At 58.3% G+C, this 22,496-nt stretch carries 18 protein-coding genes; all 18 read right to left on the bottom strand.

Going from position 1 to position 22,496, the window contains the following annotated elements; all coding sequences use genetic code 11:
* Nucleotides 1-160: 160 nt before the first annotated feature.
* The 18 genes from PP263_RS22545 to PP263_RS22460 all read right to left on the bottom strand — a co-directional run bounded on the left by PP263_RS22545 (nucleotide 161) and on the right by PP263_RS22460 (nucleotide 22,138).
* On the bottom strand, nucleotides 161-1,570 hold the full coding sequence (locus PP263_RS22545) for a glycosyl hydrolase family 28 protein (RefSeq protein ID WP_308366323.1): 1,410 nt from the start codon (nucleotides 1,568-1,570) through the stop codon (nucleotides 161-163).
* Between the two features lie 563 nt (nucleotides 1,571-2,133).
* Nucleotides 2,134-3,639 (bottom strand): glycosyl hydrolase family 28 protein, encoded by a 1,506-nt coding sequence (locus tag PP263_RS22540; RefSeq protein ID WP_308366322.1) that lies wholly within the window; start codon nucleotides 3,637-3,639, stop codon nucleotides 2,134-2,136.
* A 354-nt stretch (nucleotides 3,640-3,993) separates the two neighbouring features.
* Nucleotides 3,994-5,043, bottom strand: a complete 1,050-nt coding sequence (locus tag PP263_RS22535) for a LacI family DNA-binding transcriptional regulator (protein WP_308366321.1) — start codon at nucleotides 5,041-5,043, stop codon at nucleotides 3,994-3,996.
* Between the two features lie 296 nt (nucleotides 5,044-5,339).
* The gene (locus PP263_RS22530; RefSeq protein WP_308366320.1) at nucleotides 5,340-6,575 is read right to left on the bottom strand and encodes a DUF2264 domain-containing protein; all 1,236 of its coding nucleotides are present in this window, start codon (nucleotides 6,573-6,575) and stop codon (nucleotides 5,340-5,342) included.
* A gap of 108 nt (nucleotides 6,576-6,683) precedes the next feature.
* Nucleotides 6,684-7,172 (bottom strand): hypothetical protein, encoded by a 489-nt coding sequence (locus PP263_RS22525; protein ID WP_308366319.1) that lies wholly within the window; start codon nucleotides 7,170-7,172, stop codon nucleotides 6,684-6,686.
* Between the two features lie 280 nt (nucleotides 7,173-7,452).
* Nucleotides 7,453-8,853: a family 43 glycosylhydrolase gene (locus tag PP263_RS22520; RefSeq protein WP_308366318.1), complete on the bottom strand. Its 1,401-nt coding sequence runs from the start codon at nucleotides 8,851-8,853 to the stop codon at nucleotides 7,453-7,455.
* A 74-nt stretch (nucleotides 8,854-8,927) separates the two neighbouring features.
* Entirely contained in the window at nucleotides 8,928-10,550 is a 1,623-nt protein-coding gene (locus tag PP263_RS22515) for a glycoside hydrolase 43 family protein (protein ID WP_308366317.1), read from the bottom strand.
* A 412-nt stretch (nucleotides 10,551-10,962) separates the two neighbouring features.
* On the bottom strand, nucleotides 10,963-11,811 hold the full coding sequence (locus PP263_RS22510; RefSeq protein WP_308366316.1) for a fumarylacetoacetate hydrolase family protein: 849 nt from the start codon (nucleotides 11,809-11,811) through the stop codon (nucleotides 10,963-10,965).
* Nucleotides 11,812-11,850: 39 nt separating this feature from the next.
* Entirely contained in the window at nucleotides 11,851-13,206 is a 1,356-nt protein-coding gene (gene fucP / locus PP263_RS22505; RefSeq protein ID WP_308366315.1) for an L-fucose:H+ symporter permease, read from the bottom strand.
* A gap of 42 nt (nucleotides 13,207-13,248) precedes the next feature.
* On the bottom strand, nucleotides 13,249-14,019 hold the full coding sequence (locus PP263_RS22500) for an SDR family oxidoreductase (RefSeq protein WP_308366314.1): 771 nt from the start codon (nucleotides 14,017-14,019) through the stop codon (nucleotides 13,249-13,251).
* Nucleotides 14,020-14,344: 325 nt separating this feature from the next.
* Complete coding sequence (locus PP263_RS22495; RefSeq protein ID WP_308366313.1) at nucleotides 14,345-15,178, bottom strand: amidohydrolase family protein; 834 nt, start codon at nucleotides 15,176-15,178, stop codon at nucleotides 14,345-14,347.
* The gene (locus PP263_RS22490) at nucleotides 15,178-16,206 is read right to left on the bottom strand and encodes an aldo/keto reductase (protein WP_308366312.1); all 1,029 of its coding nucleotides are present in this window, start codon (nucleotides 16,204-16,206) and stop codon (nucleotides 15,178-15,180) included. The genes PP263_RS22495 and PP263_RS22490 overlap by 1 nt, the downstream gene beginning before the upstream one ends.
* Before the next feature lie 262 nt (nucleotides 16,207-16,468).
* Nucleotides 16,469-17,659, bottom strand: a complete 1,191-nt coding sequence (locus tag PP263_RS22485) for a UxaA family hydrolase (RefSeq protein ID WP_308366311.1) — start codon at nucleotides 17,657-17,659, stop codon at nucleotides 16,469-16,471.
* A complete protein-coding gene (locus PP263_RS22480) occupies nucleotides 17,656-17,961 on the bottom strand; it encodes a UxaA family hydrolase (protein ID WP_308366310.1) in 306 nt (101 codons plus the stop codon). Before PP263_RS22480 ends, PP263_RS22485 begins: the two co-directional genes overlap by 4 nt.
* Nucleotides 17,962-18,309: 348 nt before the next feature.
* Nucleotides 18,310-19,227: a GntR family transcriptional regulator gene (locus tag PP263_RS22475; RefSeq protein WP_308366309.1), complete on the bottom strand. Its 918-nt coding sequence runs from the start codon at nucleotides 19,225-19,227 to the stop codon at nucleotides 18,310-18,312.
* 19 nt (nucleotides 19,228-19,246) lie between these two features.
* Nucleotides 19,247-19,906 carry an LUD domain-containing protein gene (locus PP263_RS22470; protein WP_308366308.1) on the bottom strand — a complete coding sequence of 220 codons (660 nt, stop codon included), beginning with the start codon at nucleotides 19,904-19,906 and terminating at the stop codon, nucleotides 19,247-19,249.
* Entirely contained in the window at nucleotides 19,899-21,353 is a 1,455-nt protein-coding gene (locus PP263_RS22465) for a LutB/LldF family L-lactate oxidation iron-sulfur protein (RefSeq protein ID WP_308366307.1), read from the bottom strand. Before PP263_RS22465 ends, PP263_RS22470 begins: the two co-directional genes overlap by 8 nt.
* The gene (locus tag PP263_RS22460) at nucleotides 21,353-22,138 is read right to left on the bottom strand and encodes a (Fe-S)-binding protein (RefSeq protein ID WP_308366306.1); all 786 of its coding nucleotides are present in this window, start codon (nucleotides 22,136-22,138) and stop codon (nucleotides 21,353-21,355) included. Before PP263_RS22460 ends, PP263_RS22465 begins: the two co-directional genes overlap by 1 nt.
* Nucleotides 22,139-22,496 lie beyond the last annotated feature (358 nt).

The raw sequence follows: 22,496 nt of genomic DNA, 5'->3' as shown, positions 1-22,496 counted from the left end.
AGGAAGCGACAGTGACCGCTGCCGCTCGGAACGCCTTTCTTATAACTCTATTACAGCATATTTATATTATAATATGACCTTAACTCACGATACATCAATTAGCAACTTTTTTTTACGACCAAATTTATTTCTGCAGTCTCAGCTCTGCCCCCATGAGCAATCACCGAAACCTCACATCGAAAACATGGTCGCCCAGGCCCAGGTTCGCCTGAGCCGCGCTGCGCATCTTGCGCCCGTTGATTCTCAGGTTCTCAAACAACAGGCCGCGGACAGCGCGCTCCTCGTCATAGCCAGCCACGATCGATGTATGCATGTTGGGGCCGGCGTAATTGACGTTTCGGAAAGTTACATTTTCGATTCCGTGCCCAGGTGCTCCGCTGTATTTTTCGTTGAAAACGACGCGCAGATTGAGCAGCTGGCCCTCCTGGAAATCCTCGACCCGAATATCTTCAAAGAGCACATTGCGCACCAGGTTTCGATCGCTGTTACTGACCGCCATCGCCCCCTGGTAATTGGGGTCGTCCTCATCATGCTGGAGGATGTCAATATTGCGGAACACCAGGTCTTCGATCACCTCACCGTCACTGCCTTCCTCGGCATTACCGTGCAGGCCGATATTGATGGGATGTGCTACGTCCGCCCACAAAACCGAATTGGTAACGCGGTAATTCCGCGCATCTCCGTAGAATTTCCAGCGGTGTCCGTAGATGGCAATACTGTCGTCCGAGGTGCGCAGGAAGGCGTCGTCCACCTCCACGTCGGAGCAGCTCATAAAATCCAGGCCATCGGACCATTTGTCGGCGCTGAAGGTTTTCAGGTTGCGGATGGCCAGCTTCTCGGACTGGCCGCAGAACACCGTATAGTGCTTGGGATTGAGCACTGTCGGCCCGTCGATAAGGATGTTCTTGGAAAAGGTGACCTCGAACCCCCGATCGGGCCTGTCGAGCATACCCCGGCCGAGAATTTTCACATTCTCCACCTGATCTAGGAGTATGGGGCCGCGCAACAGCGCGCCGGCTTCCAGGTAGACCGTTGTGTTCGAGGGGATACGAAAGCTTTCCTGCCCTTCCGGCAATTCATGCACGCCGGGACCAAACCAGATAACGTCGGGGCTCTCCGGATCCGGCCTTTGCGTCTCGATGGGGTTGGCCATGACATGAAGATTGTGGAGCCGGTCGCCATCGAATTCGACGGACAACTTGCGCGGCTGATCGATGGTAAACGTGGCGGTGTGGCCGAGACGGCCGATCTTCGCTTCAATACCCGCAGCCAGCGGCCGCACCTGCACATTGCGAAAATCGCCGTTGTTCTTGCGTACGGACACCTCTACCGGTCCGTCCATATCGAAGCGGACCATGGTCGCGGCCTGCGGCTTGTCCAGGTCGACCATCACATTGTATTCATACAGGTCTTGCCAGGTCCCGCCGGGTTTGCGTACCCGCACGGTGAAATCATCGTTGAGGTGTGAATAGAAAACCGGCGGCGCCGGAGGCGGGTAGACAATCAACTCCTCTTGTGCCAGCGCCGGCGCGTTCCAGCTGCCTGTCAGGAGCGCGAATGACGCTGCCATGAGCTGCAGCCGCCCCAACACGCGCCGTTCTCCATTCGCGCCGTGGTTGGGCAAAGCGCCTCTCTCGGATTTGACAGAAATGCCCGGCTCGGTCATGAACAGCTCCCCACACGCTCTTCTATAGTCCTGGAACGCGTAGCCGCGCCCGATACTTTGATTTAAGCGACTCCCGGGGCCTGAATATTCGGAAAATCGCCTTTTTTGTTATCGATATCAGAAACCATCATTTTTACCCGCTCATCTGAACCGGGGATGGATTCTGGAACTGGTGACTTACCCAGAAAAGCTTCCTTACCTGTACATTATTGCATTACCAATAATAAGGAAACCCCTTTTAACAAGCCCCAAATGCCTTTCTTTTATTTAGGAAAATTCTCTACATTCCGCCTCGGCATTGGACCAAGTTGATCAATATCCCACCTGACTCTTCGATTTTATTCCGCGGTTCGGAGATTACAGGTGGCTCCCAACTGCCGCTGATCGCCCCTTACCCGCGCTCTGCACGCTCACGACTAATGCCCTGGAACGCCTGGCCATGCTCGTCGACGGGGGCGGGCAAAGTATCAACGAAACTCTACTCCGGAAACATGGCCGCGAATATCCAGATTCGCCTCATCTGCGTTGCGCACTTTGCGCCCGTTGATTTGCAAATTTTCGAAGAGCACTCCGCGTATAGCGCGCTCCTCGTCGTAGCCGGCGAGAACCGATGCCTTGATATTGGGGCCGTTGTAACTGATATTGCGAAAGGTGACATTTTCGACCCCGCGCCCAGGTGCTGCGCTGTATTTTTCACTGAAGACCACGCCCAGGGTTAGCAGCTGGCCCTCCTGGAAATCCTCCACCCGGATCGTATCGAAAAGTACGTTGCGGGCCAGGTTCCTGTCGCTGACGTTGATCGCCATGGTGCCCTGGGCAGTGAGATCGTCCTCGTCGTGTTCGAGGATGTCGATATTTTGAAACAGCAGGTTTTCGATCAGTTCGCCCTCACTGCCCTCCTCGGCATTGCCGTGTATGCCGATGTTGATGGGGTGCGCGACGTCGGCCCACAGGACCGAATTGGTGACGCGGAAATTCCGCACATCGCCGTAGTAATCCCAGCGGTGTCCATAGATGGCGATGCTGTCGTCCGAGGTGCGCAGAAAGACATCGTCCACCTCCACATCGGAGCAGCTCATGAAATCCAGGCCATCGGACCATTTATCGGCACTGAAGGTTTTCAGGTTGCGAATGACAAGCTCCGAAGACTGGCCACAGAACACCGTGTAATGTTTGGGGTTCAGCACCGTCGGCCCATCGATGACGATATTCTTGGAAAAAGTAACCTCGAATCCTCGCTGCGGCTTGTCGAGCATGCCCCTGCCCAGGACCTTCACATTTTCCACCCGGTCGAGAACTATGGGCCCACGCAACAGGGCACCGGCTTCCAGATAGACGGTTTTATTCGAAGGGATACGAAACCCCTTTTCATTTTCGGGCGGTTCGTGCACACCGGGGCCGAACCAGATAATGTCCGGGCTCTCCGGATCGGGCCTTTGCGTCTCGATGGGGTTGGCGATGACATGGAGATTGTGGAGCCGGTCGCCGTCGAATTCGACGGACAACTTGCGCGGCCGATCAATGGTAAACGTGGCGGTGTGGCCGAAACGGCCGATCTTCGCCTTGATGCCCGCCGCCAACGGCCGCACCCGCACATTGCGAAAGTCGCCGTTGTTCTTGCGTACGGACACCTCTACCGGTCCGTCCATATCGAAGCGGACCATGGTCGCGGCCTGCGGCTTGTCCAGGTCGACCATCACATTGTATTCATACAGGTCTTGCCAGGTCCCGCCGGGTTTGCGTACCCGCACGGTGAAATCATCGTTGAGGTGTGAATAGAAAACCGGCGGCGCCGGAGGCGGGTAGACAATCAATTCCTCCTGCGCCAGCGCGGGCATGCCCCAGCTGCATACCAGGAGCGCGAAAGGCGCTGCCACGGCTCGCACCACCCGCCCCAACGCCCAATGTCTTCCACTGGAATTATGTGGCAGGGTGCCCTGTGCGGACTTGTCTGGAATGCCTGGTTTGGTCATGAATGGCTCCTCTCATCCGGCAGCTCCGGCGGGGCTGTCGCGCTCCGGTATCGGCTCAAACCGTTCAAATTATTGTTATCGATAACAGATTCGGTGGTAAAAAACGCCGGATCCGCAAACCGGACCGACGTTCGAGGTCCGGGAAACGTAAGCCCGGCCCACCTTTTATATCTTCATTGTTACAATACTATAAATAATATTGAAACATTTGATAAGCCCTTTTTGGCACTTAATTCCTCATTCCCGGAAAATTTTCTGCTGTTTGAGGCCTTTATAGAATTTTGTTGTCCAGATCCGGCTTCCTCCGTAGACCGGTTGTTGCATTTCACGAAAAACCGGCGAAAAGGGACTCCATCAGGACAGCGCCTTGCCTGAGGAATGGCGCTTGACAAGTTTGTATGTCATGCGCTGGTGAATGGGTTTCAACGCCCCACCCTTCCTCAGATCACTGACCATCTTGTGGATGATCGAAACCGCAGCGCTGCCCATGGCGGTTATCGGCTGGTGTATCGTGGTCAGGTCCGGCCAGATAATGCTGGCAATAGGCGTATCGTCAAAACCAGCCACACTCAGCTCTTCCGGGACGCGAATTCCACGGCCCTGCGCTACAGAAATGACGGCCGCCGCCATGTCGTCGTTGGAAGCGAGAATGGCGGTGGGCGTTTCGTCCCCGCTCAATAGCATCTCCGCCGCTGCCAAACCGGATTTGTAGGTGAAACGGCCGGGAGCAATCCAGTTCTCAGGTACCGTCAGACCGGCCTCATCCATCGCCTTGAGAAAGCCTTCCAGCCGGCATTCCGAGGGGGTGTGCGCCGGATCGCCCTTGACGAAGGCAATTTTCCGGTGCCCCAGCTTGATGAGATGACGGGTTATCGATATCGCGCTCCGGTAGTCGTCGATATATACCGCGGACACCTCCGGAAGCGGTCTGGCGGTTGCCAGTGCCACTACGGGAATGTCCAGGCCGGTCAACATCCGCACCGTCGATTCGGAATCGCACAGCGGGGGCGGAAGTATGACCCCTTCCACCCCCGCCTCGACCAGGCGATCGACCGCCTTCTTCTGCGAACTTAGCCCGGCGCAATATTCGGGGATCAGCTGACAGCCCAGTTTACGCGACTGCTCGAGGCTCCCCACCATGATCTTGCTCAGATAACTCTCTGAAGGGTTCGAGAACAGGATACCGATCCTCGTCGCCCCCAAACCGATGCGAGTTGACCGCGCGGCAATATTGGGCGTGTAATCGAGTTCCTTGATCGATTCCAAAACACGTTGGCGAAGCGCCTCGCGGACGTTGGGCTGCCCATTGATCACCCGGGACACTGTCATCGAGGAGACTTTCGCGTGGCGGGCGACGTCGTGAATGGTGACGGTGGCTCGCTTGGCTCGATTATTGTTGTTCAACAATGCCTCTCCAGCATCAAATGGTAAGATTTACTCTAGCTGACTTTCTTGCCGAATGGCACTCAGTCAATCTGTAGGATGGGTAAGCGAAGCGTATCCACACCTACAACCTTCACTCAGTATCTGCGGGCATCTCTAAAAATCGTCATTCCCGCGACTCGTCAGAGCAGCGAAGCTCACGCGGGAATCCAGAACTCCGCGGTTACTGGGCCCCCGCCTCCGCGGGGGTGACGGGAGACGTTTTTTAGAGGTGTCCTTACGTTATCTTCGTGTAAGCGAACCGCATATGACTGGAATCACAACGCGTGATCGGCTGGAAGGTTTTCACCTCTCCAGATTTTCACGGCCGTCCAGGGTTCGTCGTCATCGGCCCAGAAAGGGTCTTTGACAGGCAGGCCCAGCGCAAGCAAGCCGGTGCTGCAGAGATACAGGCTTCCGGTGGATATGTAATATTCACCCAGCGCATTCTGATGACCGCAAAACCCGATTTGCAACCAGCCGTTTGCGTCAAAGGTCCCCTGCGCCGTCATCTGGCGATCCATGACCGCAGTCAGCGCACACCGCACCTGGGCTGGCTTGATCTCCTCCGGCAAGCGGTGCTGCAGGGCGGCCTGTGACAGGTGCTGGAAAGCGCCCATTCGATAGGCAATGGATCGGCCGATCGCCGGGTAGGTGCCTTCGGGCGATATCAGCCGCTCCTGAATGGCCGCATAGCGACTGAATTGGCGGCTCAGGGTCTCCACCTCTTCCGCGGCGATTTTATTCTTGTCCCGCATCACTGTGGCAATGTCCATCAACATGGGCTGAATGACAAAGCTGTTGTAATAATCCCAGTGGAACTCTTCACCGTCGCCGTAGATACCGTCGCCAAGGTACCACTCCTGATGCTTTTTCACCGGCAGATTGATTCGCATAATGTCAAAGGGCAAATCGTTTGCCAGCAGGAAGGCCTCGATCATGGCACTGAACAGTAACCAGTTCGAGTAATACGGATTTACCTCGCGGGTGGCCTGGAAACAACTGACGACCTGCTGCTGCGTCTGTGCGGGAAGCGAGTGCCAAAGCCGCCGTGGAGCGCGCAAAAAGGCATGACCCAGAAAAGCCGCATCCACCAGCATCTGCGGTTCCATATGGTCAAACAGGTAGTCCGGTGACTGCGGATCGACAATGGCCGCTACAGTGGCAACGGCCTGATCCCGGTAATGGTTGCGAAGTTCGATTTCCGCCGTGCCACCGGAGTCCGATTCCAGCCAGGGAGCGATGCCAGCCAGCAGGCGCCCCACGCCTTCCAGGTAGGTAGAGGGTTTGGTCTTGGACCCCGTGGTGGTTTCCACCCGCATGGTACTTTTCAATTGCCCTGTACTGCCGGCTTCCAGCAATGGCCTGGAGATTCGATCGAGCAAATCCAGCCAATACCGCCGATGGTCAGTGATAACACCTCTTTCCGGGATATCCACGGCTTGCAACCGGGGCGCCGCCAGGGCTCCGGCGCCGAGCAGCGGAGCTGCCTTGAGAAAATTACGTCGATCCATAATGCATACTCGCTTGTCAGCCTCGATTATTCTCGCTCACTGAGATCCTCGACTTCGGAGGTGCCGGAGGCGATCTCGACGGTCAGTTTATCGAGAACCACGCCGGCATCAACCATCCAGACCCGGATGGTCTGTAAACCGGGATTGGTACCCCACCGTTGCGATGAGGATGGCGGTGGGGGCCGCAGGCGCCTCGGTGGAAACCCTGGGCAATAAGCCGGTAACCCGCCGGATGTTGTCACGTAGGGCATTGGCGGCAATTTCCACGACCTTGGCGTCCGCCGCGCTGTAGTAGATGGGGGCCGCTTGATCATCTCCGGCAATTTTCATGGATCCGTCGGATGGCGCCTCGGATACGGACATGAAAGGGACCGCAAAGTAATCGGGCTGACGGGGGACCGATGGTGTCATGCCGTCATAGGGAGCCCAGATGCGGGTGGAGCGGTATTCGGATTTTGGGGGCGTGTCGCTCGCAGTCGTGAAGACTTCGGCGAACGTGGCAGGTGAAGGCAGGAGGACGCCGAGCATGGCAAGAGCGATACCGGGGTATGCAATCCACCAGTTACCGGCAGTGCGAATTGCTGATGGGAAATTCATTGCGATTGCCTTGCTTTTGAAACTCGAGTTTCGGGATTTAATTCCGGGAGCCGGGGCGGGGGTAGACCTTTCTGGGACACGGGCTAGGCGCCCCCCTAAATACATCCCTGTAGGCTTGTCCGCGAGGTCCCTCCCGCAGACAGTCCCAGAAAGGCGTACCCCGCCCCGGCTTGTGCCATCGGACAGCACCTCGAACTCCGAAACTTGAGTTAGAAATTTACGCCGGTTCGCTCCACACATGCATCCGTTATGAGTTGATCAGACCGATAAACCCGACGGATCAATAGACCTTCACCTCCCAAAGCGACTGGCGCGGAGCGTCAACATCCTTGCCGGGGAGCAGTGAGACCCTGACATAACGGGCGTCGGTGTTTTTTTCATGCACCCAGGGCATACCGCGCGAGGCGGTCGTGCCGGAATCGCTGTGGCCTTTCCAACGCTTGCCGTCGCTTGAGGTTTCGACCCTGTACTTGTAATACTTGGTTGCATACTCCGGGAAAATCTCGATACGGCGGGTGGTTTTTACTTCACCCAGGTCGATCGTGAGAGAGGGTGACTCGTCGCTCTCGGCGGCCGACCAGCGCGTGCCGTAATTGTCGTCGACGAGACGTTCGGCTTCGTAGTTTTCCGCCGCGGAGGAGGCTGTGACTTTCGCGCCGAATGCAAGATTGGCCGGCTGTTGCTCGTCCGTCACCTGGGGAAAAGCGCCGCGATGGGTCGGCACCACCCGCTCAATGAGATTGTCCTTATTAAAGACCAGGCGGTCGATACACAGCTGGCGATGGGCCATGCCCATGAACGGGTTGGCGTCGCGGTGGTAGACGAGGTAGTAATCCCCTTTCCACTGGAGCACCGAATGGTGGCCGGGACCGAAGACGGTGCGGTCGGCGCTGGTGACCAGAATCGGGCTCTGTTCCGGCTCGGTCCAGGGGCCGGTCGGGGATTTCGAATAGCTGTAGCGGATTTTATAACTCGGCTCGGAGACTTTGCCATCGCTGTACATCAGGAAATAGCGGCCGTCGCGCTTGAGCATGTAAGGGCCTTCGAAAAAGTGCGGCGGGTGAGTGCGGCGAGGTGGTTTCGTGAAGGAAGCCATATCATCGGCGAGCAAGCCGACGTAACCGGGGCCGCGTTCCCATTCCCAGCCGGAGCCCCAGTACAGATAGGCCTGGCCGTCGTCGTCGATAAAGGCATTGGCGTCGATGTGGTGTACCTCGGGATCGAAATCGCGGGCGATGAAGGGCTTGTCCTTATCAAGGGCATTGCGCCAGGGCCCGAGCGGATGGTCGGCGACACCGGCCCAGATTTCATGATTGATGGAAATATACATGTAGAAGCGGCCATCGGCCCCTTCGATGACGTCGGGCGCCCAGACATTCGTAAAGTTGTCATCGCGGGCGGGCCAATTGAGCACTGTATTTTTCCAGTTTTTAAAATCCTTCGAGTGCCAGACCGTCAGCTCGTTCGCACCCCAGCCGGGGCCGTCGGTGGTGACATAAATATAGAAAGTGTCATCGTGGACGATGATGGTGGGATCGGCCCAGTAGCCGGGGACGAAGGGATTGCCGGTACTGGGGGCGTCCCAGCGGCCCGGCGGGTTGGGGCCGGCATTTTCGGATTCAGCTGTAGCGGCGCAGGCCGGAAGCACAAGCGCCACAATCAGAGACAGACTACGGAGCATAGACATGGATTTCCCTCATTATTGTTTCATCACTTCGATAAATCGCGCACCGGGCACGACCGAGCTGCTATTCACTACAGGCTTTCCTGTACCCTTACGTAATCAAAATCGGCATATCCTCCACCGGTCGGGGAGCCGGATCGCGCAAAAATCCCAAAATGCGCCCCAACCCAGCGCCCCGGCTTGGCCAGAAAGCCTTCGTTGAAATCGGTAAAGGTTTCGCCTCCGGTTCGATAGGCGAAGAGCACCCGTCCCTCTTCCCTTACGGTGGCACGTACTTCGATCACCGGCTCTTTCAGATTGGCCACCACCGTTTCCCGCAGTACACACCCCGTCATCGCGCCGGGGCAAACCTCATGAACCAGTTGGTAGCCGGCGTCACCGCTGCGCAAGCCCAGCCAGGCGTAGTCGTAGCCGTAAATAAGCAGTCCGGCATCCAGGGGCTGCTCGCCGCCCAGTTGCAGTTTCGTCGTCACCTGGAATTCCCGGTCGGGGAATTTCTGCAGCAGCAGGGAGGGCATTTCCCACAGGTTCGGGACCTTGGCATCCGCCGGCAACGGCTGGGCCGCGAGCCGCAGCCAGCCCTCGCGGTCCCCGAGGGAATACCAGTCGTCCTGCCAGTTGGCATTCCACTGCCACTGGGGCCCGAGTTTTACCGAACCAAATTCGTCACTGGTGGCTATGCGGAAATCGGTCGACGGCTGCGCAACGTCGGGTTTTCTGTAAGTCAGGACAGGTTCGCCTTTGCCGTCGCCGTCCTCATCGGCGCCGATCACCGGCCAGTCGTCCCTCCATTGCATCGGCTGCAAGTGAACGATACGACCGTAGGCCTCCTTGTACTGGAAGTGCAGGTACCAGTCCTCGCCGCCCGGCGTGGTCACCCAGGCCCCCTGGTGGGGACCGTTGATGGCGGTATTCCCCTGGGCGAGCACCACCCGGTGCTCGTAGGGCCCTTGGATATCGCGGGCGCGGAACACCGTCTGCCAGCCCATTTCCACGCCGCCGGCCGGCGCGAACACATAGTAGTAGCCGTTGCGCTTGTAGACCTTGGGCCCTTCCACCGTGTGGTGCAGGGGGTAGTCGCCGCCGTCGATGATGACTTTGCCTTCGTCCAGCACTTTGGTGCCGTCCGCGGACATTTTGTGCAGGGTGATCACATTGTTGAAACCGGCCCGGCTGGCTGCCCAGGCATGCAGCAGGTAAGCCTGTCCGTCGTCGTCCCAGAGGGGCGCGGGATCGATGATACCCTTGCCCTCCAGGATCAGCTTTGGCTCGCTCCAGGGGCCGGTCGGGTCCTCGGCGGTGGTGACGTAAATGCCGAAATCCGGGTCCGGGTAGAAAACCCAGAACTTGCCGTCGTGGTATCGGAAGCTGGGTGCCCAGGCGCCCTTGCCGTGCTGGGGCCTGGCAAAGACGTCAAGCGGTACCTGCTGCTGGAAGACGTGCCCGATCAACTGCCAGTTGACCAGATCCCGGGAGTGCAGAATGGGCAGGCCGGGCGCACTGTTGAAACTGGACGAGACCATGTAGAAGTCGTCGCCCACGCGGACCGCATCCGGGTCCGAATAATCGGCGTGGATGATGGGGTTGGTATAGGTCGCGGTGTCGACAGAGGCCGGAGCCTGGTGTTGATCCACTTTCTGTTGACAGGCCCCCAGCAAGGCGGCCGAAATCATCAGAACGAGTCGCTTGGACATTTCGCTTTCCCTCTATCGCTATTCTTATATTTACTACCGGGTCGGAAGGAAAGGATACCCCTCTCCCGGGACACGCCTCTACGAGCGAGAATTCAAGTTATCGTTAACATTTTTATATATTATTTGTCATACTATAACACGTGATTGTGGCTAGCAAGCCTATAAGGCGGGGTGACTGCTTAAGGCAACAAAGTTCCCCATTTTGACTGAAGGCCACCAGGAAGTTGCTCTTGGTGAACCCTCCGGGTAACGAAATCCTCGGGTTCCGCGGCATCCACAGATTCTCTTCGCCGCCGCCCGGCAAAGTCGAAAGGGCCATTCCCCTTCGACTCCTTTCACCATTTTCCTCACAGGCCCGGCGGTTCTATAGAACATGAGCCATTCCATATAACCGCCGGACCACTGAGAGGCGTTATTTGCCGTAGCGAATCACGCTCTGTTGTTGTACACCCAGATTGTCGATTCCCAGACGCATTACATCGCCTTCCTTCAGGAATTGGGGCGGATTCATACCCAGGCCCACTCCCGGCGGCGTGCCGGTGCTGATAATGTCACCAGGTTGCAGGCTCATAAACTGACTGATGTAGTGCACCAGGAAAGGCACCTTGTACACCATGGTGGCAGTGGTGCCGTCCTGGACCCGCTCGCCATTCAGCTCCAACCAGATACCCGCATTTTCCACATCACCGGCGTCTTCCGGCGTCACCAGGTAGGGGCCTATGGGGGCGAATGTGTCACACCCCTTGCCCTTCACCCACTGGCCCTGCCGTTCAAGCTGATACTCCCGCTCGGAGAGGTCATTGACGACACAGAACCCGGCCACATAATCCATGGCGTCGGCTTCGGACACGTATTTGGCTTCCCGGCCGATCACCACACCCAGCTCCACTTCCCAGTCACTTTTCTGTGACCCGGGTGGAAGCTGAACCTGATCGAAGGGACCGGTGATGGCGGAGGTGGCTTTCATAAACAATACGGGCTCGGGCGGCACTTCCATGCCGGACTCGCGGGCGTGATCGGCGTAATTCAGGCCCACACAGATAAATTTCCCCACACCGGAAACCGGTTCGGCAATGCGAGGGTCACCTTCCACCGGCGGCAGGCTGGAGGGGTCCAGATCCTGTACGCGGGCAAACATTTCGCTGCTGAGGAATTCAGCATTGATATCCTTGATGTGGCCCGACAGATCGCGGACATTGCCTTGGGCATCCAGCATGCCGGGCTTTTCCTGTCCCACATCACCAAAACGCAATAATTTCATAGTAATCAACCTCTGCTAGTGAACTTCGAACCTAAATCATCAGTACGGGCTGGCATCGTGAATTTTCGCCGTTCTGTAGCCATAGACGGCGATCGCCACGAAGCATAATAAGGGCAGTGTAAATGAGGCTTCCACCGCGCTGACAAAGCCCATATTCCAATTGTCAATCACTCCGGCCTGCAACATGGGCAGGAAGGTCCCGCCCACAATGGCCATAATCAGACCGGCCGCGCCGAATTTGGCATCGTCCCCGTCAATGCCTTTCAGGGCGATTCCATAGATGGTGGGGAACATCAGCGACATGCAGGCGGAAATGCCCACCAGGCAGTAAAGTCCGCCCTGCCCTCCGAGCAAGACGACTCCCAGCGACAGGCCTACCCCACCCGCGGCCAGGTACATCAGCAGCGCGCCCGGGTGAATAAACTTCAACAGGAAGGTGCAGATAAAACGACTGGCACAGAAAATCGCCATGGCGGCGATATTGTATTGCTGGGACAATATCTGGGCGTCCTTTTCCATCATCCCCTCGGCCATGAATACTTCCGTGCCGTAGTGGATAATAAAGGTCCAGCACATGATCTGAGCGCCCACGTAAAGCATTTGCGCCACCACGCCTTCGACGTATTTTTTCGATCGCAGCAGGCGCCCGAAGATCGCCTTCAGGCTCGCGTCCGTCATTGCAGCCGCTTTGTGATTCGGCATTTTCATCAATGCGATCAGCACGAACAACACCGCAATCACAAGTCCTATCATGATATAAGGCTGGCTGACGATTTCGAGGTCGGCGGCTTTTACGGCCTCAAACTCCTGCGCGGGCAGAAGCTCCCGTGCTTCCCTGCCACGTGCGTCCAGCCTGGCCAGGATGAACTGCGAGGCGATATACATACCGATCAGCGAACCAACGGGATTGAACGCCTGGGCCAGATTCAGGCGGCGGGTGGCGCTCTCTGCCGGCCCCATGGACAGGATATAGGGATTGGCGGTGGTCTCCAGAAATGACAGGCCGCAGGTAATCACGAAATAGGCCAACAGGAAGGGATAAAACTCCCCGATCGAACTGGCGGGAATAAACAGCAGGCCCCCGATGGTATACAGCCCGAGTCCCAGGAGAATGCCAGCCTTGTAGGAAAACCGGCGAATAAACAGCGCTGCCGGAAAAGCCATGACACCGTAACCGCCGTAAAACGCCACCTGTATCCAGGTCGCCTCGGTTGCGCCGGTGAGGAAGATTTTCTGGAACGCCGCCACCATGGGATTGGTGATATCGTTGGCGAATCCCCACAGGGCAAAACAGCAGGTCACGAGAACGAAAGGAATCAATACGGAACCTGGGACCAGCTCCGTCTTCTCAGCCGTTGACGTTACCCTGGCTTCCGTGGCTTCTACTGTGGTCATGACAAATCCTCTTTATTATATTTTTAAGAATGATTACCAGCGTCAGTTACACCAGCCTCCGTCAATGACATGGGCCACCCCGGTGGTGTAGCTGGATTCATCGGACCCCAGGTATACCAGGAGCGCCGCAATTTCCTCCGCGCGGGCCAGGCGCCCCATGGGCTGTCGGTTTTCAAAGTCCTTGCGGGCCTGAACCGGATCATCAAAGGCGTTCAGGCGCGCCTGCAATGACGGGGTGTCCACGGTGCCGGGGCAAACCGCATTACAGCGGATGCCCTGCTTGACGAAGTCGCAGGCGATGGACTTGCTCAAACCAATCACCGCGGCCTTGGTGGTGCTGTAGGCAAAACGGTTGGGTACGGCTTTAAGACTGCTGGCTATGGAGGCCATGTTGATGATGCTACCGCCGCCGTTGTCGATCATGCTGGGCAAAAATGCCCGGATCATTTGGTAACAGGATTTGACATTCAAGTTGGAAGAAAAGTCCCAGTCCTGTTCGTCACAATCCAAAATGCTACCGTTGTGAACGAAACCAGCGCAGTTAAACAGAATATCAATCGCACCAACTTCATCGGCAAACGCGCGGATATCGTCACCTTTCATGACATCCAGCACTTTCACTCTGACAGCCGGCAGGGCGGACTGCAGTTGTTCCAAGGCCTGTTCGTTGATATCCGCGGCCCAAACCGTAGCCCCTTCGGCCACATAGGCCTCTACGCAGGCGCGGCCAATGCCGGCTGCGGCGGCCGTAATGACGGCGGTTTTTCCCAGTAGACGTTGTCCCACGTTATAGCCCTCCCAATAAGTCTTCAATCCGGGTAACTGCTCCCCCCTGTGACACTAAGCCGAGGCCTGGGCGGCCCTGCTACCGGGAGCCGTTCGTTCAACAGCCTCATCGGTCTGTTTATCCGCCGCAGGCGCTTTTCTCGAACGGCTCCCGGTATCAGTGCTTCGCATCACTAAGTCAGGCCTGGGCGGCCCTGCTACCGGTAGCCGTTCGTTCAACAGCCTCATCGGCAAATGTTTCTCGAACGGCTCCCGGTATCAGGGCCTTCGCATCAAGCCCCGGTATTCTTTTTCCGACTCCCGAATCCCGAGTTCCGAAGGCGAGTAGTTACCAATCCGAAAAAAATCCCGCTCACACTTGCAGATGGTAGAATCGCTCGGCATTTCCTGCCCATATGGCTTGCTGCTGCGTTTCGCTCAATGGAGCGACAAACTGCTCCGCACAAGTCAGCCACTGAGGGTAATTCCCCGCCAGTTCCAGCACCGGCCAATCACTGCCCCACATCAACCGGTGCGCGCCGAAACACGCCAACAGGTGGTCCATATAGGGCATCAATATTTCAAATCCTGGGTTGTCACCCGCCTCGGTCATCAGGCCGGACAGCTTGCAGCAGGCCGACGTTTCCGAGGCGATACGCGCGATATCCTCTGCCCATTCCGTCGTGCGGCCTGTGGCAATTTCCGGTTTGGCGCCGTGGTCGATCACCACTTTCAAATCGGGGTAGCGCCGCAGCAGGATCAGGAGTGATTGCAGATGCCTGGGGGTCACCAGTGCATCAAAGGTCAGCCCGCGTTCAATCAACGCCGTAAACACAGACTCCAGCTCCGGCTTGAGCATCCACCGGGTATCGGCGATGTCCTGGATCATCGGGCGAATTCCCTTGAAGGCGGAATGCCTCGCCAGGCGATCGAGCGTGTCGACAGCGTTCTCGCTCTCCATATCAATCCAGCCCACGACGCCGGCTATGAAATCCGTGCCGTCGGCCAAGCGCAGCATGAACTCCGTTTCCTCGACGCTTTCCGCTGCTTGTACCAGCACGGTTTTGCTGACGCCGGCGTCGACCAGCAGTGGCTGCAAATGCGCGGGGAGATAGTCCCGGTACAACACTTCCAGTTCCGGCCCCAACCAATCGTAGTCACCCCGCGACAGCTGCCAGAAGTGTTGGTGCGCATCGATGCGTAACATTAGCCTTTCTGCCCCGGCAACGGTGCCTCTGGATGGATCAACCCGGCGTCCTGCAGTGCCGACCAGAAAGCTCCGGGGATCGCCGCCTGCATTTGCGATACCGCGGACTCCACGCGCCGAGGGGAACTCAACCCGGGAATCACGCTGACAACCGCCGGATGCGCCAGGGGGAATTGCAGGGCCGCGGCAGGCAACGGAACGGCGAACTCGTGGCACATTTCTTCGATCCGGGCGACCCGCTCGATAATTTCCCGGGGCGCCGGTTCGTAGTTGTAATGGAAAATCGCGCCTTCCTGTTTCACACCGGTGACCAGAATTCCCGAGTTATAGGGACCACCCAGTACAATCGAGGTCTTGCGCTCCACACAACGGGGCAAAAAGCGCTCCAGGGCCTGCTGCTCCAACAGTGTGTAGCGCCCGGCAAGCAGGAAACAATCGAAATCGGCGTGGTCCATGGCCTGCTCACACACCTCGTATTCGTTCACGCCGAGGCCGATGGCGCTCACCAGGCCCTGTGAACGAAGCTCGGCCATGGCTTTGTAGCCCCCCTCCATGGCAACGCGGAACAGGCGCTCGTGGTCGCGGCCGTGGGTGACCCGGCCGATGTCGTGCATGTACAGGATGTCTATTTTGGGCAGTCCCAGCCGTTGAATGCTGTGTTCATAGGAACGCATTACACCGTCGTATGAATAATCGTATACAGGCTCGAACGGCATCGGTGAGCAGAAACCGTACTTGTCTTCGGCCTTGTCGCAGGGGGCCAGAAGGCGGCCAACCTTGGTGGACAGAACATACTCGTTTGCGGGAACCTCCCGCAACGCATCCCCCACGCGACGTTCGCTCAAGCCAAACCCATAGTAGGGTGCGGTATCAATATGGTTGAGCCCCGCGGCAAACGCCTTTTCGATGGCCGCTTTCGCCGCCTCATCGGGCATGGGGTGATAAAGGTTACCCAGGGTGGCCGCACCAAAACCGAGTGCCGTCACCTCCAGCGCGGTCTGCCCTATTCGTCTTTTTTCTCCGAACATACCGCTTCTATCCCTCGTTCTGAAATGGTAACTACTCACCCCAACAGTCCCCTCTCCCCTTCGGGGACAAATCCGCCGGGAGCGGATTTGGGCAGCTTTAGCTGGCCGAAGGCCGAGCGCCATGGATGGCGCGAGTCACTGGGTTAGGGAGAGGGGAACCGTTCAGCACCCCCTCCCCCGGCCCCTCCCCCGCAAGCGGGAGAGGGGAGAGCAGTTACCTGAAATGAACGTTAAGCGCCGTGCCGGCGCCACACTGCCCAGATTAGCGCCGGGGCAGGCAAGCGGGCCCGATGGGCTCGAACTGTTTATAGGTCAACACAAACTCCTGATGCCCCAGGGCTTCGGATTTTGTTTTCTCACCCCCGGCCACATTGCATACCAACTGGTAAATTTCCTCGCCCACGCTGGCTACGGCAGCGCGGCCTTCAATCACCTTGCCCGCATTGATGTCCATATCATCGGCCATCTTGCGGTAGGTCTCCGGATTCGCGCAGACTTTGATCACGGGTGAAATGGCCGAGCCGACTACAGAACCGCGGCCGGTGGTAAACAGGATGATATGGGCACCGGAAGCGATCATCTCCACGATCTCGGCGCTGTCCACGATATTGGGAAAGCCGAACAGCGGGTCCCCGTCGGGCACCACATCCATCAGGTATAGGCCACCCCGCGGGGGAATATCACCGGGTTTGATCATGCCGTGAATTTGGGAAGCACCGGATTTGGCATAGGCGCCCATGGATTTCTCTTCCAGGGTTGTCAGACCACCTTCCGCATTGCCCGGGGCAAAGCTGCCGTAGCCCATCACCCGATAATAGTTTTCGGCCTTTTGTACGGCTTCTATAATTTCACGGCCCAGTTCCGGGGTTACGGCACGATCCGCCATTATCTGTTCGCAGCCGATCAACTCGCCGGTTTCTTCAAAAATGCAGGCCGCTCCCCTGTCCACCAGCATATCGAAACAGCTGCCGACAGCGGGGTTGGCACTGATGCCACTGGTGCCGTCCGAGCCACCGCAAATGGTTCCGACCACCAGTTCCTCCACCCCCATATCAACCATGGGGGCATTGGCGATTTCCCGTTGTATTTCACCGACAGCCTGAAGTCCGGCCTCGACGGTCTGCCTGGTTCCGCCGGATTCCTGGATCACGAAAGTGCTCACAGGTCGGCCGCTTTCACTGACCGTTTTACTTAAACGCTCCCGATTAAAACCTTCACAGCCGAGAGAAACGATCACCACGCCGCCAACATTGGGGTGGGTGCACAACTGTTCCATGATTTTGAGTGAATAGTCGTTGGGATAACATCCAGGAAAACCTATCAACTGGATACTGTCCGAGTCGGCCCGGGTGACAATCGTGCGCGCCACATGGTGGGCGCATTCCACCAGGTAGGTTACCAGCAGGACGTTGCGGATACCCTTGCGTCCGTCAGCTCGTAAATAGCCTTTCATCGCTCTTCCCCCTGCTTGCTTTCCCTGGTGTGGCTGGGAATATAGTCACTTTTCATATTGTGCAGGTGGACGTGCCGGGAAAAGGCGATATCGTCCGTGGCCGAACCGATGGGCGCACCGTATTTGATAATCCGGGCACCCTTCGCAATATCCACGCGAGCCACTTTGTGCCCGACATTGATCTCGGTGTGAAGGGTGACGGACTTGCCTTCCAGCACGACGGATTCACCGGCCGTCACGCGAGCACAACACACCAGCACGTTGTCACTGGGATGCAGCAACACAAACCGCTTATCAGTCATCTTGACGTTTTCCCTGCTTGAGCCTGCGCGGAGACAGATCATTTCGCCACCCCTATCCGGAGCCAGGCGAGGCCGGAGTCCGGGCCTGGAGTTGAACACCGTCACCGCAGCCATTCGTTTTGTCGTTTGTTTTCGTTATGTTTTTTATTTATAAAGAACCAGAAAACTCTAGCCAATCCCAAGTGCTAAGTCAACGCACAATATCTCTGCCGACTGCCCCCTGCGGCCTAGTGGATTAAGACTTGGCGCCCATATCAGGAGCCTGCTTGCAGGCGAACAAGAACGGAGCTCCGTAGCTATTCGCCTGCAAGCAGGCTCCAAAAGTGGCCTAACTCAATAGTATTGGACTTACGCCAGCTCGCTACGGACCCGGGTGGCACATTCCAGCAGGGTTCGCTCGGCGGTATCCAGGTGAACCTCCAGGGCCCTGACCGCGCCGGCCACATCCCGGGCCAGAATGGCTACCATCAGGTCGATATGCTCATTCACGGCGACACGCGAGCGCGCCTTCTCGCCAGCCTTGTGCCACTGATAGTGGTAGTGGCAAACAAAAGACACCACTTCGAAGAACTGGCTGATAAAACGGTTGTTGATCCCCAACTGCAGGGCCTGGTGCAGCCTGGCATCCAGGACGGGGAGTTCAGTGTAGCGCCTGTCAAAATCCCGCTTTACCGCCTGGTGCAGGGTCAGCACCTCGCCCAGTTCCCGCCAGACCGGATGATCGTCATCACAGTCCAGGAGTTTCACCAATGCGCGCATCTCCAACACCTTGCGGAACTCCACCAGCTCCGCGGCGAAGCGAGCGTCGAACTCCACCATCTGCCATTGGGAGCGGGGCTTCTTTTCAATCAGGCCAAAACGGGAGAACCTCACCAGAAATTCCCTTACTGTCACCGTATTGCAGCCGGACTGTTTTGCCAGCTCCAACTCCGAAAAACGACTGCCGGGCAACAGCTTGCCGTCGTTGATCAGGGACAGGAAATACTTCTGCACCACTTCCTCCCTGGAGGCGGGCGCAGTACTGATATCGTAGTAATCCTCTTTCCCGGGTTTGCGCACCACGCGCTTGCCGGCACCGTCCCGCTCGATCAGGCCCTTCCCGTTCAATTGCTCCAGGGCCGCGCGAAGGGTGGTGCGGCTGACCTCCAGCTCAGTGGCGAGGGCCAGGTCACTCGGCAGGTAGGGGCTGTCCGTCCCGAAGACTGCTTCCACCCGATCCAGCAGGCGGTTGCAGGTTTTTTGCACCAGATAACTTTTTTTTGTCACACAGAACCTCAGTGGCGAACTAATTCACAAGCAGTACGTGAACCTGCCTGGGGCCATGGGCCCCGAGCACGATTTTTTGCTCGATGTCCCCGGTCCGGGAGGGGCCGGTAACCAAAGTAACGGTGCGCGGCATTTCTTCCGAGCGCCGCCGGAGGTCGGCCCAGACCGCCTCCTGGGTGGCCAGGATATCCCGGCGCGACAGGATCACAATCAACAATTCCGGCAGAAAATAACTGGCCGAAGAGTGCCCCGGTGCCGACAACAGCACCAAGCTGCCGGTTTCCGCAATGCCGCGAAACGCCGAGGTGATACACACCGGAGTATCGGCATCCCCGGCTCCCGAGCGAATATCCAGCTCCGGCACCGAGGCCCAGTCCAGCTCCGCCGCGGAGCCATTGGCAAAGCACTGCGCCCGCCGCTGTCGATCCGACAGATGGCGCCATACCGCCGCGGGTATCCCGGATGCCGATTCCACCCGCTCCACCGAGGCGGAAGCGGCAGACAACCGGTGTTCGAACTCTGCATACAGAGCCTCAGACGTCAGTCGGGTCCCGGCGGGGATGGTATGGGTAGGAATGGTATCTGCATGAGCGATGCCCTCCCCGGCCACAGGCGCATCGGCCAGCGGCTTTTTATTGCGCCGGATAGCGGCGAAAATCCGCTCGCGCGCCTTACTCATGGCAAAGCCCCCCGGCGCCGGTTTTCGAGGCGCGCTTCTTTCGTCGCGCGAGTTGCGCGTGAAAAGTCTCCCCTTCCGGGGCCGGGAAATCCCGATACCGGGTCCAGCCACCGGCCAGCGGCATGCGGGACAAGCGCCGCCGCCTGCCGCCGCACAACGCCATACCCCATGCCGCCAGGCCGGTGAGTTTGCGATAGAGCGCCGGCCGGGACGCCAGCCAGGCCCATACGCTCAAACCGGCGCGGGCCAACGGCGAAGTCATTTTTTGCCCGTGCTCGCGCACCCGCCAGCGCCGCATGATATCGGTGAGGGGAATCTTTACCGGGCACACGGCCACGCATTGACCGCAGAAGGTGGAGGCGTTGGGAAGAGCCGCGGATTTCTCCACCCCGATCAGGGCGGGTGTGAGGGCTGCACCCAGGGGGCCCGGGTATACCCAGCCGTAGGCGTGGCCCCCCACGGCGCCATAGACCGGGCAGTGATTCATACAGGCGCCACAGCGGATGCAGTTCAGAATGTCCTGGTTTTCACCGCCCAGCAGCTCGCTGCGGCCGTTATCCAGCACCACAACATGGAATTCTTCCGGGCCGTGCATATCCCCTTCGCGTTTGGGGCCGGAGGAGAGGGTGACATAAGCGGTGGCGTCCTGGCCGGTGGCCGAGCGGGGCAGCAGGCGCAGGAAGGTCGACAAATCCTCCAGCGTGGGGATCACCCGCTCGATGGTGGTCACCACCACGTGCACCCTGGCGAGGGTCTGGGTCAAATCGCCGTTGCCTTCGTTGGTGACGATCACCGTGGACCCGGTCTCGGCGATCATGAAGTTGGCGCCGGTGATGCCCACATCCGCCTTGAAAAAAAGTTCGCGCAACTCCTGCCTGGCCTCGGCCACCAGGCTTTCCGCCGTCGAGAGATCCCGGTCCGGCGGCAGCTGCGGGTGGCTTTCGACAAAGGTCCGCTCGATATCGTCCTGCGCCAGGTGAACGGCGGGCATCACGATGTGGCTCGGCGCTTCGCGGCGCAACTGCAGAATATACTCGCCGAGGTCCGTCTCCACCGGCGTGATCCCCTGATCGACGAGGTAGTCGTTGAGCCCCAGTTCCTCGGTCACCATGGACTTGCCCTTGGTGACGGTTTTCGCCCCCACCCTTTGGCAGATTGCCAGGATCGCCTCGCGCGCATCGTCCGCGGTACTGGCCCAGTGCAGATGGCCGCCCTGCCCCCGCACCTTCTGCTCGAACTGCTCCAGCCAGGTGTCCAGATCCGACATGACCCGGCGCTTGATGCGGCGGGCGTCTTCGCGCAGGGCTTCGAATTCCGGCAACTGCCCCACTGCCGCGGCCCGGCGCGCCTGCAGGCCGTCGCCCAGCTTTCCAAAGGCACCCTGCAGTTTCGGATCCCGCAGGGCCTGCGCGGCCTGCTGTTTGAAGGAATTACAACTCGGCTGCATTAGTGCTCCTCGCCGATCGCGGGAAGGTCGGTCATGCCCGCCAACACTTCCGCCACATGACGGACCTTGACGCGGCTGCCCTGCCGGGTCAGCTTGCCAGCCATATTCAACAGGCAGCCCAGATCCCCCGCCAGCAAGGTATCCGCCCCGCTGGCCTCGATATTGTCCATCTTGCGGCTGACCATCTGGTTGGAGATGTCCGCATACTTGACGCAAAACAGGCCGCCGAAACCGCAACAGACTTCAGCGTCGTCCATTTCCCGCATCTCTACCCCCCGCACACTGCGCAACAGTTTGCGGGGTTGCTGTTTGACGTTCAGTTCGCGGAGCCCGGCACAGCTGTCGTGGTAACAAACCGTGCCCTTATAGTCGGCTTCCACGGATTCCAGCCCCAGGACATCCACCAGGAAGCTGGTCAACTCGTGGGTCCGGGCAGCCAATCCGGCCGCCCGATCCCGCCATTCGGGCTCCGCCGCCAGCAATTTGGGGTAGTGATCCCTGATCATGCCGGCGCAGGAGCCGGAGGGCACCACCACCGCATCGAAGGGCTCGAACGTTTCGACAACCTGCCTGGCCAGGGCTTTTGCATCTGCTTCTCCGCCGGCGTTGTAGGCGGGCTGGCCGCAGCAGGTCTGGTGTTCAGGTATCACGACCTCGCAGCCCGCATCTTCCAGCAGCTTGATTGCCGCGAAACCGACACTCGGGCGCATGACATCCACCAGGCAAGTCACATAGAGGGCAACCCGTCTCGACCGTCCGACCTCAAGCTTCCCTCCAAGCTCCATAAGTTTCTCCGGGGATTTATTCTCTGGCGATGCACCCGATCAGGCTCGAGGGCAGGTAGACACCAATCCTATTGTTTAATATTAATAAAAGTCAATATGCTTGATGAGGCTTCCAGAGGTATACGAATGGCTTGCTTCTGGGAGCCCGTTTGGAGTTTTCAAGAATTCGGCCTCAGTGGGGAGCCGGGAGGGTACCGTTAGTTCATGGGCGTTGGCTCGCGCGGGACGGAGAGGAGCAAGAGTGCCCAATTTACGGTAAAGTATCCGGCTACCTCGGAAGCCGCACGGGGGTGGCCCAGCCACGCGAAGGGTGAGTCTGCCTACTCACGCGATTTACTACAGCAGAAGTATAGAAATT

This window comes from Microbulbifer sp. TB1203, from assembly GCF_030997045.1.
Lineage (GTDB): Bacteria > Pseudomonadota > Gammaproteobacteria > Pseudomonadales > Cellvibrionaceae > Microbulbifer.
The sequence above is the reverse complement of the archived record's forward strand: the minus strand, read 5'-3'. Positions and strand labels throughout refer to the sequence as shown.